Origin of the sequence: Cohnella rhizosphaerae (assembly GCF_029525575.1) — a bacterium.
Lineage (GTDB): Bacteria > Bacillota > Bacilli > Paenibacillales > Paenibacillaceae > Cohnella > Cohnella rhizosphaerae.
The window spans coordinates 284,697-297,869 of record NZ_JAPDIA010000003.1; the positions used below are offsets into that span (position 1 = coordinate 284,697).

16 protein-coding genes, 2 pseudogenes and 1 riboswitch are annotated in these 13,173 nt (G+C 58.1%); of the genes and pseudogenes, 17 read left to right on the top strand and 1 reads right to left on the bottom strand.

From position 1 onward, the window contains the following. Positions 1 to 58: 58 nt before the first annotated feature. From OMP40_RS06835 to OMP40_RS06905, 16 genes and pseudogenes are all read left to right on the top strand, one after another. Entirely contained in the window at positions 59 to 412 is a 354-nt protein-coding gene (locus tag OMP40_RS06835; RefSeq protein WP_277530229.1) for a DoxX family protein, read from the top strand. Positions 413 to 544: 132 nt separating this feature from the next. Continuing rightward, positions 545 to 851: pseudogene (locus OMP40_RS06840) on the top strand (PadR family transcriptional regulator). A 1-nt stretch (position 852) separates the two neighbouring features. Continuing rightward, positions 853 to 1,455: a DUF2812 domain-containing protein gene (locus OMP40_RS06845; protein ID WP_277530230.1), complete on the top strand. Its 603-nt coding sequence runs from the start codon at positions 853 to 855 to the stop codon at positions 1,453 to 1,455. Between the two features lie 135 nt (positions 1,456 to 1,590). Beyond that, positions 1,591 to 2,064, top strand: coding sequence for a MarR family winged helix-turn-helix transcriptional regulator (locus OMP40_RS06850; RefSeq protein WP_277530232.1), 474 nt, complete (start codon positions 1,591 to 1,593; stop codon positions 2,062 to 2,064). Between the two features lie 688 nt (positions 2,065 to 2,752). Further along, positions 2,753 to 3,250, top strand: coding sequence for a transporter substrate-binding domain-containing protein (locus OMP40_RS41265; RefSeq protein ID WP_420871903.1), 498 nt, complete (start codon positions 2,753 to 2,755; stop codon positions 3,248 to 3,250). A gap of 34 nt (positions 3,251 to 3,284) precedes the next feature. Then, on the top strand, positions 3,285 to 3,692 hold the full coding sequence (locus tag OMP40_RS41270; RefSeq protein WP_420871904.1) for a type 2 periplasmic-binding domain-containing protein: 408 nt from the start codon (positions 3,285 to 3,287) through the stop codon (positions 3,690 to 3,692). Between the two features lie 16 nt (positions 3,693 to 3,708). Then, positions 3,709 to 4,347, top strand: a complete 639-nt coding sequence (gene ehuC / locus OMP40_RS06860) for an ectoine/hydroxyectoine ABC transporter permease subunit EhuC (protein ID WP_338131042.1) — start codon at positions 3,709 to 3,711, stop codon at positions 4,345 to 4,347. 3 nt (positions 4,348 to 4,350) lie between these two features. Next, positions 4,351 to 5,100, top strand: a complete 750-nt coding sequence (ehuD, locus tag OMP40_RS06865) for an ectoine/hydroxyectoine ABC transporter permease subunit EhuD (RefSeq protein ID WP_277530236.1) — start codon at positions 4,351 to 4,353, stop codon at positions 5,098 to 5,100. After that, entirely contained in the window at positions 5,051 to 5,833 is a 783-nt protein-coding gene (gene ehuA, locus OMP40_RS06870) for an ectoine/hydroxyectoine ABC transporter ATP-binding protein EhuA (RefSeq protein ID WP_277530237.1), read from the top strand. The genes ehuD and ehuA overlap by 50 nt, the downstream gene beginning before the upstream one ends. 47 nt (positions 5,834 to 5,880) lie before the next feature. Then, the gene (gene ectA / locus OMP40_RS06875) at positions 5,881 to 6,384 is read left to right on the top strand and encodes a diaminobutyrate acetyltransferase (protein ID WP_277530239.1); all 504 of its coding nucleotides are present in this window, start codon (positions 5,881 to 5,883) and stop codon (positions 6,382 to 6,384) included. 61 nt (positions 6,385 to 6,445) lie between these two features. Beyond that, the gene (ectB, locus tag OMP40_RS06880; RefSeq protein WP_277530241.1) at positions 6,446 to 7,750 is read left to right on the top strand and encodes a diaminobutyrate--2-oxoglutarate transaminase; all 1,305 of its coding nucleotides are present in this window, start codon (positions 6,446 to 6,448) and stop codon (positions 7,748 to 7,750) included. 23 nt (positions 7,751 to 7,773) lie between these two features. Then, positions 7,774 to 8,157, top strand: coding sequence for an ectoine synthase (locus tag OMP40_RS06885; RefSeq protein ID WP_277530242.1), 384 nt, complete (start codon positions 7,774 to 7,776; stop codon positions 8,155 to 8,157). A gap of 27 nt (positions 8,158 to 8,184) precedes the next feature. Continuing rightward, on the top strand, positions 8,185 to 9,084 hold the full coding sequence (thpD, locus tag OMP40_RS06890; protein ID WP_277530244.1) for an ectoine hydroxylase: 900 nt from the start codon (positions 8,185 to 8,187) through the stop codon (positions 9,082 to 9,084). Between the two features lie 5 nt (positions 9,085 to 9,089). After that, positions 9,090 to 9,612: pseudogene (locus OMP40_RS06895) on the top strand (DUF2179 domain-containing protein). 40 nt (positions 9,613 to 9,652) lie between these two features. Continuing rightward, a riboswitch (cyclic di-AMP (ydaO/yuaA leader) is annotated at positions 9,653 to 9,798 on the top strand. A 171-nt stretch (positions 9,799 to 9,969) separates the two neighbouring features. Next, positions 9,970 to 11,088, top strand: a complete 1,119-nt coding sequence (locus OMP40_RS06900) for a KamA family radical SAM protein (protein ID WP_277530246.1) — start codon at positions 9,970 to 9,972, stop codon at positions 11,086 to 11,088. Next, complete coding sequence (locus OMP40_RS06905; protein WP_277530248.1) at positions 11,081 to 11,536, top strand: hypothetical protein; 456 nt, start codon at positions 11,081 to 11,083, stop codon at positions 11,534 to 11,536. Before OMP40_RS06900 ends, OMP40_RS06905 begins: the two co-directional genes overlap by 8 nt. Before the next feature lie 71 nt (positions 11,537 to 11,607). Here OMP40_RS06905 and OMP40_RS06910 read toward each other — a convergent pair whose 3' ends face one another. After that, positions 11,608 to 12,603, bottom strand: a complete 996-nt coding sequence (locus OMP40_RS06910) for an ATP-dependent DNA ligase (protein ID WP_338131043.1) — start codon at positions 12,601 to 12,603, stop codon at positions 11,608 to 11,610. A 29-nt stretch (positions 12,604 to 12,632) separates the two neighbouring features. On the opposite strand from OMP40_RS06910, the gene OMP40_RS06915 reads away from it, so the two are divergent. Next, entirely contained in the window at positions 12,633 to 13,115 is a 483-nt protein-coding gene (locus OMP40_RS06915) for a PCYCGC motif-containing (lipo)protein (RefSeq protein WP_420871905.1), read from the top strand. Positions 13,116 to 13,173: the final 58 nt, after the last annotated feature.

Below are 13,173 nucleotides of genomic sequence, written 5' to 3' on the forward strand. Positions count from 1 at the left end.
TCCTATTATAGGCTATAGACGAAGGTTGACGACACACGGGATAAGGGGGAATCGGACGATGAATATCGCATTATGGATCGCGCAGGGCTTGCTGTCCCTGGGGATTCTGTACGCGGGATGGATGAAGGCGGTCCAGTATGAAAAAGGAGCGGCCGCATGGGGCTGGGTCAAGGAGGTGCCGAGAAGCTTCGTCGTCTCGGTCGGCATTCTGGAGCTGCTCGGCGCGCTGGGTTTGATCCTGCCCGAGGCAACGGGAATCGCGCGTGTATTGACGCCGATCGCCGCGATCGCGCTGGCCGCCGTCGTTCTGCTCGGCGCGCTCTTCCATATCTCCCGCAGAGAATATCGGGAGATCGGCATCAACGTCGTGTTTCTGGCGCTCGCCGTACTGGTGGCCGTCGGTCGGCTCTAAGGGCTGACCGGCTTTTTTTTTGTCCACAAATGTCTTTCGTTGAATATTCAGTTGAAATGTATAGTTGAACTGTATATACTCTTACTAAGTTCAACTGAACAGTCAGATTGTATATAGAGAGGAGGGCTTCGCATGAAGCATCCGCTGCTGCCGTTGTCGGAGACGATGCATTATATTTTACTGGCCCTCAAGGAGCCGCTTCACGGGTACGCGATCATGCAGACCGTCGAGCGGATGAGCGAAGGGACGGTCATCCTGGCGGCCGGCACGCTGTACGGCGCCGTCGAGAACTTGAGCAAGCACGGCTGGATCGCGCCGGTGCAGGGGGGAGACGGGACGGAGGAAGGTATACGGGATCACGACGGAAGGCGAACGCATCCTGGCCATCGAGCGGGGAAGACTGGCGCATTTGCTGGCACTCTATGAAACGAGGGATTAACATGAAAAAACGCAAATGGTTCATCAACCTCCTTAAAGAGGAGAAGTGGCTGAACGACAGGTTGGCCGAAGGCTACGCTTGCCGCAGGGTCAGTTCGCTCGGCGGGTACTTGTTCGAACCGACCGATCGCAAGATGGTCATCCGGCTCGACTATCAGCGCCAGATGAGCGCCGAGAAATACGAGGAATACAAGGGGACCTACGCGGACTTCGGATGGACCCATTTGAAGGGCAGCCGCTGGGGCAGCGTCCAATACTGGCAAAAGCCCGCGGACGGACGCGACGAGATTTTCTCCGACGCCGGCTCGCAGATCGCGTTCTATCAGCGCCTGACGCATTACGCGCTCACGACCGCTTGTCTCTTTTTCATCTACATTTGCGTCTTGTTCGACGGTCATATTTTTACCGCCATGTTCGACGTCAAAGCGAGCTATTTAACCGAAGGCTTGTGGGAGATGGAAGGAGCGATGTTCTGGCGCGCCTTTCTATTCGAGACCCCGTTTGCGATGCTTCGCTTCCTGCCGGCCTGGATTTTCGGGATCGCCATCGTCGTGTCCCTCTACAGCTACTTCCTATATGTGAAGCGGAAAAAGGAGTATGCTTGACCGCGCGGCGCCGGCATTCACGTTCCTGCCCATGAACGCAATTGCCCCGTTTCAAATCTGCAACCGGATGCTTATAATAGCTGTAGGCGCATGCGATCGCCGCAGCTGACACGAACAAGGAACCGAGGAACCTTTATGGAAAATAAGCATCCGTCCGAGCAACTGGCCGTTATCTTCTACCGTGTCAACCGCGCGTTCCAGTATTTGATGTCTTTAAACCTGAGATCATACGACATTACGCCGGAGCAGTGGAATGTACTGAAGCATCTGCAGGAGAAAGACGGAATCTCCCAGAAGGATCTGTCCTATATGGCGGATAAGGACAAGACGACCATCACGCGGATCATCGACAGTCTGGAGGAGCGCGGAGCGCTGCACAGACATAACAATCCGAACGACAGGCGTTCCTTCTTGATTTACTTGACGGAAGAGGGCCGATCGTTGATTCGGGAGCTGCAGCCGATCCCCGACAAGGTGAACCGGCTGGCCAGCGGGCAGTTGTCGGAGCAGGATCTGCTGAATTTGAAGGACATGCTGGCGAGTTTGCAGGACCAGATTTTGACCGAGATCGAGCGTTATTCCTTCGAGCACCGGCATCAAGCATTTTAATTGACAAGCTCGCGCATGCGGCGGCGGAATCTTTCCGTCGTCTTTTTTTACATATCAGAATGGATAACTTCGGGGTGAAGCTTAGACTTCACCCTTTTCTTCATTTCATAGGACCACCGAGACGCAGCGAAGCCCGGATCGAGCGGATTTGTTCCTGCATGGGACCACCGAGACGCAGCGAAGCCGGAGCGAGCGGATTTGTTCCTGCATGGGACCACCGAGACGCAGCGACGCCAGTTCCGAGCGGATTTGTTCCTACATGGGACCACCGTGAAGCAGCGACGCTTGGAGTGAGCGGATTAGTTCCTACTTAGGACTACCGCGATGCAGCGACGCTTGGAGCGAGCGGATTTGTTCCTACATAGGACTACCGAGACGCAGCGACGCCCGGAGCGATCGGATTTGTTCCTAGATGGGACCACCGAGACGCAGCGAAGCCCGGAGCGAGCGGATTTATTCTGCCGGCACCTCCCTCGGAATAACATAAGTCCCCTTGCGGCGTAAACCGCCGAATCCGACCCGATCCCGAACCATCAGAGAGCATAACAGCGTTTGCGGCCAGTCGGGTTCCGTCATCCCATGGGAGCAAAGATTTTCCCCGAATGGGCTTCGAGAGCCCGAATGACTTTCCAGCGAATGGTATGCTAGCATACTATACAGTTCCAAAAAAGCGGAAAGGTTGTGAGTCGTGTTGCGCAAGAAATGGTCGATGCTGGTTCTTCTGCTGGCAGCCGTCGTGTCGGCGGGCTGCGGAAAGAACGGCGATGGAAATGCCGCACCCGGGAATGCATCGGGGAGCGCCGCAAATGAAGGAACCGCGGAACAGACGGCCGTCGTCGATTCGAAGACGTTAAAGGCCGCGCAGGAGAAAGGCTACATCACGATCGGCTTCGCCAACGAGAAGCCCTACGCATACAAGGAAGCGGACGGAACCCTGACCGGAGAAGCCGTCGAGATTACGAAGGTGATCCTGAAGCGTCTTGGCGTCGACGAGGTTCGCGGCGAGCTCACCGAATTCGGATCGCTGATCGGCGGGCTTCAGGCGAAGCGGTTCGACATGATCACCGCGGGCATGTTCATCAATCCGGAGCGCTGCCAGGCCGTCCTGTTCGCGAACCCCGAGTACAGCATCGGGGGAAGGGATCGCCGTCAAGAAAGGGAATCCGCTCAATCTCAAGAGCTATGAGGAAATCGCGGCCAACAAGAAGGCGAAGGTCGCCGTGATGGCCGGCGCGGTCGAGCTCGGTTATCTGGAAAAGTCGGGCGTGGCCAAGGATCAGCTCGTCATCGTACCGGATCAGGATGCCGCGATCAATGCGCTGCAGGCAGGCCGCGCCGACGCGATGACGATGACGGGGCCGGCGCTTCAATCCAGGCTCGATGCGGCAAACGACGCGAATCTCGAGCGCGTGTCGGACTTCGTACAGCCGGTCATCGACGGCAAGGACGTGCGGGGCTACGGAGCGTCCGCTTTCCGAATGGACGATCAGGCGTTCCGCGAAGCCTTTAATGCGGAGCTTGAGAAAATGAAGGCGTCCGGCGAACTGCTCGATATTTTGAAGACATTCGGATTTACGGAGGCGGAGCTGCCGGGAGACATCACGGCCGAGGTGCTCTGCAAAGCGTAACATGAATGCGCCGTGGATGGAATTTGTCCCGCTGCTGTGGGAGGGACTGAAGGTCACCGCCGAAGTCGCGTTCCTCGCCGCGATCGCGGCGCTGGCGCTTTCCGGAGCGAGCGGGCTATGCCGAGTGTCCAAATACCGGACCGTCCAATGGGCGGCGAAGACGTATACCGAGCTGTTCCGCGGCATCCCGCTGCTCGTGCTGCTCATCTGGGTCTACTTCGCGCTCCCGTTCGCCGGCCTCGAGCTGCCGAAGCTGGCGGCTGCCGTATTGGCCATCGGCCTCAATTACGGGGCGTTCGGCTCGGAGATCGTACGCAGCTCGATCGAAGCCGTGCCGGCCGGGCAGCGCGAGGCGGGGATCGCCCTTAATTTTACGCCCGCCCAACGGATGCTGTACCTGATCTTGCCGCAGGCGCTGCCTCGCATGCTGCCGCCGTTCGGCAACCTGCTCATCGAGCTGGTGAAGGCCACCTCGCTGATCTATTTCATTACCTTGTCGGACTTGACCTATCAAGCCATGATTCTGCGCAATAACTTCCTGCCCTGGACGCCGCATATTTTCGGACTGCTGCTGATCTTGTACTTTTTGCTGTCCGTCGTCATTACGGTCGTCGTCAAGTGGCTGGAGCGCAGGCTGACGGAAGGGAGGGTCTAGCCGATGTGGGATTGGGACTATGCCTGGTCGATTCTGCCCGAGCTTGCGGCTTCGTTCGGCACGGCGTTTTCGGCGATGGCCTGGGGTTTTGCGATGGCTTGCATGGGCGGCCTGATCCTTGTGGCGGCCGGACGATCCCGCCTGGCCGTCCTCCGGCTGCCTGCGCGCGGCCTCGTCCAGTTCATCAGGAACACGCCGCTGCTCGTACAGCTGTTTTTCCTGTACTACAGCCTGCCGATGGCGATCGGCATCGCGCCTTCCGCCTTCGTGACAGGCGTCGTGGGGCTGGGTCTTCACTACAGCACCTACATGTCGGAGGTATACAGGGCCGGTATCGAGGGCGTGCCGAAGGGACAATGGGAGGCGGCCAAGGCGCTCAATTATAACGGCAGGCAAACTTGGTTCACCATTATTTTGCCGCAGGCGCTGCCGCCGATGATCCCGGTCATGGGCAACTATTTGATCGTGATTTTCAAGGATACCCCCATCCTGTCGGCCATCACGCTGGTAGAGACGCTGCTCACCGCCAAGAACCTGACGTCCGTCTCGTTTCGGTTCTTCGAGCCCTATACGCTGGTCGGCGTCCTGTTTCTGATCATCTGCGTGATCTTTTCATTTCTGCTTCGACGAATCGAGGTCCGGTTCAATCGCCATCATCTCGGTTCGAAGCAAGGGGCATCCCGTTCGTTCGGAAGGAGGAAGCATGAACGCACTCAGCCAAACGTCGACAATCGTGAAGTATTCCCAGGTTAAAAAATCGTACGGCGACCTGGAGGTCATCAAGGGGATCGACCTGTCCATCGCGCCGGGCGAGAAGGTGGCTTTGATCGGGCCGAGCGGCTCCGGCAAGACGACGCTGGGCCGCATGCTGATGACGCTGGAGGAGCCGACCGGCGGCACCATTCAGGTCGACGGCCAGCTTCTGTGGCACGAGGAAAAGAACGGCAGGTTCGTGCGCGCCGGCGAGAAGCATCTGCACCGGATGCGCGAGCGAATCGGCATGGTGTTCCAGCACTTCAATCTGTTCCCGCACATGAACGTGCTGGACAATGTCGCCTCGGCGCCGCGCAAGGTGCTTAAGCTCCACAAGCGGGAGGCGAAGGAACGCGCCGAGGCCATGCTGGCCAAAGTCGGGCTCGCGGACAAGATCGACGTCTATCCGTCCCAGCTGTCCGGCGGCCAGAAGCAGCGCGTGGCGATCGCGCGGGCGCTCGTCATGAACCCGAAGGTGATGGTGTTCGACGAGGTCACGTCCGCGCTCGACCCCGAGCTGGTCGGCGAGGTGCTTGAAGTCATCAAGGACATCGCCCGGCAGGGCGACATGGCGATGATGCTTATCACGCACGAGATGGATTTCGCCCGGGACGTGGCGGATCGCGTCGTCTTCGGCGCGGACGGACGGATCGTCGAGGAAGGGCCTCCCAAGGAGATTTTCGAGAATCCGAAAAGCGACCGGCTGCAGTCCTTCCTTGGTCGCTTCCGGTAATCGTCGGTATCAATATGAGGAAACTGCGACAGTCAGGAGGTGAAGCTATGCAAGAGACGATCGTCCTGCGTCAGCCGCAGGCTTCCGACGGAGCGGGGGCGTGGCGGCTCGTTCGCCGAGCCGGCAGGCTGGACGTGAACTCCGCGTACGGTTATCTCATGCTCTGCGATATGTTCCGCGCCACTTGCGTCATCGCGGAATCGGAGGGGACGCCTATCGGCTTCGTATCCGCCTTCGTGAAGCCGGAGAATCGGGATACGTTGTTCGTCTGGCAGGTCGCCGTCGATCCGGAGCATCGCGGCAAGGGGCTCGGAGCGGCGATGCTCTCGGAATTGATTCAACGCGCCTATTCCGAGCCGATCCGCTATATGGAGGCGACGGTAAGCGAATCGAACGCCGCCTCCCGGCGCATGTTCGAGCGCTTCGCCGCGTCGATGGGATCGCCGTGCGGATATGCGGAGGGCGGCTATCCCGCCGAGCTGTTCCCCGGCAGCGGTCATGACGGAGAGCCGCTTTTGCGCATCGGGCCTCTCAGGGGCCGCGAGACTTGACCGCAAGATCCTGACACCCTAGCAAGCCATGAAAGAAAAAACGTCAAGGAGGAATTCGAACATGCACTTGCACGAGAAACGGACGACCAGCGTCATCGAGGAAATGGAATCGGAGGTGCGCAGCTACTGCCGCAGCTTCGACGCCGTCTTCTCCAGGGCATCCAACGCGCAGATCTGGGACACGGAAGGCAAGATGTACATCGATTTCTTCGCGGGCGCCGGCGCCTTGAATTACGGGCACAACAATCCGCAAATCCGGAACAAGGTCGTGGAATACATGCTTGGCGACGGCGTGACGCACAGCCTGGACATGGCGACCGAAGCGAAGGAAACGTTCCTTGAAAAGTTTAACCGAATCATTCTGGCGCCGAGGGAGCTGTCGTACAAGGTGATGTTCCCGGGGCCGACGGGGACGAACGCCGTGGAGGCGGCCTTGAAGCTGGCGAGAAAGGTGACGGGGCGCACGGACATTGTCTGCTTTACGAATGCCTTCCACGGCATGACGCTAGGCTCGCTCGCGACGACGGGCAACAAGTTCAAGCGGGCGGGCGCCGGCGTACCGCTGTCTCACACTTCATTCATGCCTTACGACGGTTTTTTCGGCGACAAGCTGGATACGGTCGATTTCTTCGAGAAAATGCTGGAGGACGGAGGAAGCGGCCTGGAGACGCCGGCAGCGGTGCTGCTGGAGACGCTGCAGGGCGAAGGCGGTCTGAACGTCGCATCCTCTGATTGGCTCCGCCGGATGGAGCGAGTCTGCCGCAAGCACGGCATTTTGCTGATCGTGGACGACGTACAGATGGGCTGCGGACGAACCGGCACGTTTTTCAGCTTCGAGGAAGCGGGCATCTCGCCGGACTTCGTCTGTCTCTCCAAGTCGATCGGCGGCTTCGGACTGCCGATGGCGCTGACGCTGATCAAGCCCGAATACGACGCCTGGATGCCCGGAGAGCACAACGGCACCTTCCGCGGCAACAACCTGGCATTCGTAGCCGCTTCGGAGGCGCTCGACTACTGGAAGGACGGTCAGTTCGAGGCGGAGCTTGCAGCCAAATCGCAGACGATCCGCTCCTCTCTCCTCCGGATGGCCGCCGGACTGCCGGCCGGGGAGGCGAAGCCCAAAGGCAAAGGAATGATTCAGGGCCTGGCGTTTCGCGATGCTTCGAGAGCCGCAGCCATCTGCCAGGCGGCCTTCCAGTCGGGTCTCATTCTGGAAACCTCGGGACCTTCCGATGAAGTCGTCAAGGTCATGCCGCCGCTCACGATCGGCGAGGAGCAGTTGAGGCGGGGACTGGATATGCTCGAGGGCTGCATCCAGGAGCTTGCCGTGCCGCAGCCTGCAGCCGAAGCGATCGCCACCGTCTGACTATTGAAAGGGGAATAAAGACTATGATCGTCAAACATGTCTCCGATATCGTCGGAACGAAGAACGAAGTGGATACGCCAACCTGGGATTCGCGGAGATTGATCGTCCGCAGCGACGGCATCGGCTTTTCGCTCAACCATACGGTGATCAAGCCAGGAACAGAGACGCAGATCTGGTACAAAAATCACGTCGAAGCGGTCTATTGCATGGACGGCGAAGGGGAGATCGAGGTGATCGGCGGCGAGACGTATCCGATCCGTCCCGGTACGCTTTACGTGCTGAACGGGCACGAGAAGCATCTGCTCCGCGCGAAGAGCGCCATGACGATGCTGTGCGTGTTCGATCCGCCGCTGTCCGGCACGGAAGTCCACGACGCCGATGGCGTTTATCCGATAGCCCAAGATTAAACCTACTTTTGGAGGGAGCGATTGTATATGACAACGATTACGCATCTCGAACCGGTATTCCGCAACGATAAGTATCCGTCCCGCGTGTACGACCTTCCGACGCTGCTCGAACGGAAGGATCCGGTCGTCTATTCCGAATGGCGGGAGGACGCCGGGTTGACGAAGGCGCAATCCGAGTTCTACGAGAAGAACGGGTATTTGCATCTGGAAGGCTTCTTCTCGCCGGAGGAGGTCGTCCGGTTAAAAGCGGAGATGGAACGGTTCAAAGCGTTGAACGAGACACGCAATGCAGACGAGATCGTAAGGGAGCCGGGAGGCACGGATATCCGGTCGATCTTCGCGGTGCACGCGAATAACGAGACGTTCCGGGACTTGTCGCTGCACCGCAAGCTGCAGCAGATCGTAACCTACCTGCTCGGCGGCGAAGTGTACGTTCACCAGTCCCGCGTCAACTTCAAGCCCGGCTTCAAGGGCAAGGAGTTCTACTGGCATTCCGACTTCGAGACCTGGCACGTGGAGGACGGGATGCCCGCCATGCGCGCGCTCAGCTGCTCCATCGCGCTGGATGACAATTACCATTTCAACGGGCCGCTCATGGTCGTTCCCGGCTCGCACAACACGTTCGTATCTTGCGTCGGCCGCACGCCGGACGATCATTACAAGCAGTCGCTGCGCAAGCAGGAGTACGGAGTGCCGGACAATGACAGCCTGACGAAGCTCGTCAAGGACGGCGGCATCGATACGCCGGTCGGCAAGGCCGGGTCGATCGTGCTGTTCGACTGCAACATCATGCACGGCTCCAACAGCAACATTACGCCGTATTCTCGCAACAATATTTTCATGGTGTTCAACAGCGTCGAAAATCGCATCGGGAAGCCGTTCGGCAGCCAGGCCCCCCGTCCGGACTACATCGCCGCGCGCAGCTAGCCGCCATGATCGACTGGAAGGTCGTTCTGACTATCGTCGCCGTTAACGTGGCTTACGTATCCGCCTTTACGCTGAGGCTGATCCTGCTCATTAAAGGACGGCGGCGGGCTGCGGCTCTGCTGGCCATGCTCGAAGTGTTTATCTACTTGATCGGGCTCAATCTCGTGCTGAAGAACGTCTCCGATCCGTTTAACATGGCGGCGTATTGCCTCGGCTTCGGGATCGGCGTCTATACGGGCAGCCGGATCGAAGAGATGCTGGCGCTGGGCTATTTGGTCGTCCAGGTCATCGTCGACGCGCTGGATCCGGCGCTTCCGGGGGAGGCTGCGAGGGGCGGGCTACGGCGTCACGGCGTGGGCGGCCGAAGGGCGGGACGGCCAGCGGCTCGTCATGCAGGTGCTCGTCAAGCGGAGCAACGAACGCCGGCTGATGGATACGCTGGCGAAGCTGGCGCCGAAGGCGTTCGTGCTGTCGCATGAGCCCAAGTCGTTCCGCGGCGGCTTCTGGGTCCGGATCACGGATAAATAAGATCGTTGCCCGGTTTGACATTTCTCATCATTCTCATTATCATATAGGCACGCTTAATTTCCGGTTGCAATGTCCGGAAAGCGGGGGGAACCCAGTCAAGTGGGGCGAATCGCTTCGTATGAAGTGTAGGGTACCATCTTACCCGAGTCCGTCAGCTAACCTCGTCAGCAGTAGATGGGTCTATATTTTGCTTTTCTTTAAAGGTGAATCCAAGACCCTGTTTCCTCAGGGTCTTTTTGCGTTTTTCGGACCCTGCTGGCACTCATCATCGGACTGGTTCAATACAGGAGAGAGGAGGCTTCCTACATTGCCGTTTCACACGAATCCCCAGTAGAACGCGAAAAGGAGAGTGCTCAAATGGCGAAGGCAAAATACATAACGGACATTCGCAAAATCGAAGCGATTCCCGAATGGGAAAGGGAGCAATTGAAGCCCATCACGGACAAGTACGTGTTTCGCGTGAACGATTATTACCTGAACCTGATCGACTGGAACGACCCGGAGGACCCGCTCCGCAAGCTCGTCATTCCGAATACGGGCGAATTGAAGGAGTACGGCCGTTGGGACGCATCGGACGAAGAAGCGAACTACGTCGTGCCGGGCTGCCAGCATAAATACGGCACGACGGCGCTGCTTATCGTCTCTGAGGTGTGCGGCGCTTATTGCCGGTATTGCTTCCGCAAACGATTGTTCCGCAACGACGTCAAGGAGGCCGTGTCGGATGTGTCGCAGGGCATCGAATATATCGCGAGCCATCCGGAGATCAACAATGTGCTGCTGACCGGCGGGGACAGTCTGATTCTGGCGACGGCCAAGCTGAGGCTCATCGTCGAACGTTTGCGGGAAATCGAGCATGTGAAGATCATCCGGTTCGGGTCGAAGATTCCGGTCTTCAATCCGATGCGAATCTACGAGGACCCGGAGCTGCTGGCGCTCATCCGCATGTATTCCACGGCAGAACGCCGAATCTACGTGATGGCTCATATCAACCATCCGCGCGAGATCACGGCCGAAGCCAAGCGGGGATTTGAGGCGCTTCATCAAGCCGGCGCCATCGTCGTGAACCAGACGCCCGTGCTGCGCGGCATTAACGACGACCCCGGCGTGCTCGGCGAGCTGCTCGACAAGCTCTCCTGGGCGGGCGTCACCCCGTACTACTTTTTCGTCAACCGTCCGGTCGCCGGCAATCGGGACTTTGTCCTTCCGCTGCAGCGCGTCTATGAACTGGTGGAGCAAGCCAAAGCCAGAACGTCCGGGCTTGGCAAGAGAGTGCGGCTGTCCATGAGCCACTCCTCCGGGAAAATCGAAGTGCTTGCGATCCAGGATGGCAAAGCTTATCTGAAATACCACCAATCCCGGGAAGGGCGTTACGGTACGTTCATGGTACTGGATTGTCCGCCCGACGCCGCGTGGTTCGACGACTTGCCAGGCAGCGAGTCGCATTGGAGCAAGACGGGCGTGGCCGGGAATGCGTGACGGCCGGCATGTCCGATTCCTCGTATCCGCGCCGAATCAGGACGGCCGATCGTTCGTCAAACAGTTGATTCGGCGAGAGTTGCCCTATGCCCTGCTCACGAACAACAAGAAGGAGAAAAGCAGGCTCCAGCGGTTCAAGCAAGCGCAGCTGGTGCAGGTGAAGACGGCCGAGCCCGACACCTGGCGACCGCCGGATCTCGATGCCGATCTGATCGTCATCTTCGAGAGAAGTCCGGCGCTTACTTGGCGGTACGTTCAGTATTGCCGGGCATGGACCGAGAGTCCGATCCATATTTTTACCCGCCGGGACAGCTTCATTTCCAAGCGGAGAGGGATGGATATCCGGGTTCATCAACACGTCGCGGAGCTCGATGCCGCCTACCTGGATACGAGGATCGATTTTTTTTATGGGCGATCTGCTTGGAACTTGACGAGCTGTCCGGCATGACCTCGCGAAGGCGCCTGCCCGCAGCCCGCTTTGGGCTGCGGGCAGGCGTTCTCGGGTTTGCGGGCGTATTTTCATGTCGTCGCCTGATCGATCGTACATTCGGTCGGGACCATCGTTTCCATCATGCTCTGGATGCTCGAATGGCGCATCGTTTTTCCCGGCGTCCACTCCAGGAATTGAACTTTGACGACGAACTGCGGTCGGACCCAAGTCGCCTCTTCGTGCCGTTCCGGGATATTCGCAAAGGGCGAGCGCGGGACGATGAAGGGCTGGACTTTCCGCGTGAGTTCCTGCCATTGGGCGCCGGTCAGCTTTCCCGTTCCCGAATGACCGATATAAATGAACGAATCTTGCGCGTAAACCCCCAGCAAAAGCGCATTGACCGTATCCCCTCGATACGTCACGCCGCCGATGGCGGCATATAAATCTTGGTTTAACTTTCGCTTTAGCCATCGCGCGTCCTTGCCGTTCACCGCATAGCTGCTGTCCAGGTTTTTAGCGACGATGCCCTCCATGCCGTGCGCCTTCATGAGCTCGAACAACGCATCGCCGCCGGGAAAGTTTTCGACGGGCTGCACCTTATCGTTGGGCTTGATGACTTGATTCAACAACGCCTGTCTTCGCCTTAGACTTTCCGAAGTCACCCAGCTGCCGTTTAGATATAGAAGGTCGAAGACCATGTAGGTCACGGGCACTTCAGCGATCGCTGCCGCGATGCTTTGCTGTTTTCGAAGACGATCGCGCTTCATGATTTCATGGAAGGACGGTTTCTTCTCGTCGAATGCGATGAGTTCCCCGTCTAAAATGAAAGACGAAGCCGAGCAATATTGAGCAAGCGATAGAAACTCGGGATACTGCAGCGTTCGGTCGTTCAGCCGGCGATTGACCAGGCGCGTGTTCGTGCCGTCGTAATAGGCGAGCATTCGAACGCCGTCCCATTTGATCTGCGATATCCAATGGTCCCCTTGCGGCGTTTTGTCTGTTAATATAGGCTCAAAGGGGATAACCGGGTCTAGCTTCATGGTTCTTGTCCCTTTCTGCGGGTCGTTAGCGCGTAGTATGGCCATTTGTAAAAGTCGGAATACGAGGTGAGCATTTGAAACGCGGGTATAAGTCTTTCGTTTTGATGTTGGTTATTTTATTGTTCGCCAGTGCCTGCGCTTCGAAAAAAGAAAATGCTCACGCGCACGAGCATACGGACAACGATCTGCTGGAGACCACTTCGTCGTCGCAAGTACAGCCTGCTTTCTTGTCCGGTCAGCCGGATGAAGTCCGTACCGTGTACCGAATCGCGGCGGCCGCGAAGGATATTCTTCAATGGATCCCTTGCTATTGCGGCTGCGGTGAAAGCGCCGGTCACAGGAGCAACTACAATTGCTTTATTCAGCAAACGAAGGACGACGGCTCGGTCGTATGGACCGATCATGGAACGCGCTGCGGGGTATGCTTGCAGATCGCCGTCCAATCCGCGCAGATGAAGCAAAAGGGCGCTTCGAACAAAGAGATCCGCGCCTTTATCGACGAGACGTATAAAACGGGATTCGGCAAACCTACGGATACGCCCATGCCGCCTGTATAAGGAAATCGCGCGAAGCCAAAATGAGGGCTTTTTTAATGTTTCTGCGAGAGGAGTGTGC

Coding starts and splice junctions, on each gene's coding strand:
- OMP40_RS06885 (WP_277530242.1), top strand. CDS start 7,774: ATGATCGTCAAACATGTCTCCGATATCGTCGGAACGAAGAACGAAGTG.
- ectB (WP_277530241.1), top strand. CDS start 6,446: ATGCACTTGCACGAGAAACGGACGACCAGCGTCATCGAGGAAATGGAA.
- OMP40_RS06900 (WP_277530246.1), top strand. CDS start 9,970: ATGGCGAAGGCAAAATACATAACGGACATTCGCAAAATCGAAGCGATT.
- ehuD (WP_277530236.1), top strand. CDS start 4,351: ATGTGGGATTGGGACTATGCCTGGTCGATTCTGCCCGAGCTTGCGGCT.
- OMP40_RS06850 (WP_277530232.1), top strand. CDS start 1,591: ATGGAAAATAAGCATCCGTCCGAGCAACTGGCCGTTATCTTCTACCGT.
- ectA (WP_277530239.1), top strand. CDS start 5,881: ATGCAAGAGACGATCGTCCTGCGTCAGCCGCAGGCTTCCGACGGAGCG.
- ehuA (WP_277530237.1), top strand. CDS start 5,051: ATGAACGCACTCAGCCAAACGTCGACAATCGTGAAGTATTCCCAGGTT.
- OMP40_RS06845 (WP_277530230.1), top strand. CDS start 853: ATGAAAAAACGCAAATGGTTCATCAACCTCCTTAAAGAGGAGAAGTGG.
- thpD (WP_277530244.1), top strand. CDS start 8,185: ATGACAACGATTACGCATCTCGAACCGGTATTCCGCAACGATAAGTAT.
- OMP40_RS06905 (WP_277530248.1), top strand. CDS start 11,081: ATGCGTGACGGCCGGCATGTCCGATTCCTCGTATCCGCGCCGAATCAG.
- OMP40_RS06910 (WP_338131043.1), bottom strand. CDS start 12,603: ATGGCCATACTACGCGCTAACGACCCGCAGAAAGGGACAAGAACCATG.
- OMP40_RS06835 (WP_277530229.1), top strand. CDS start 59: ATGAATATCGCATTATGGATCGCGCAGGGCTTGCTGTCCCTGGGGATT.
- ehuC (WP_338131042.1), top strand. CDS start 3,709: ATGGAATTTGTCCCGCTGCTGTGGGAGGGACTGAAGGTCACCGCCGAA.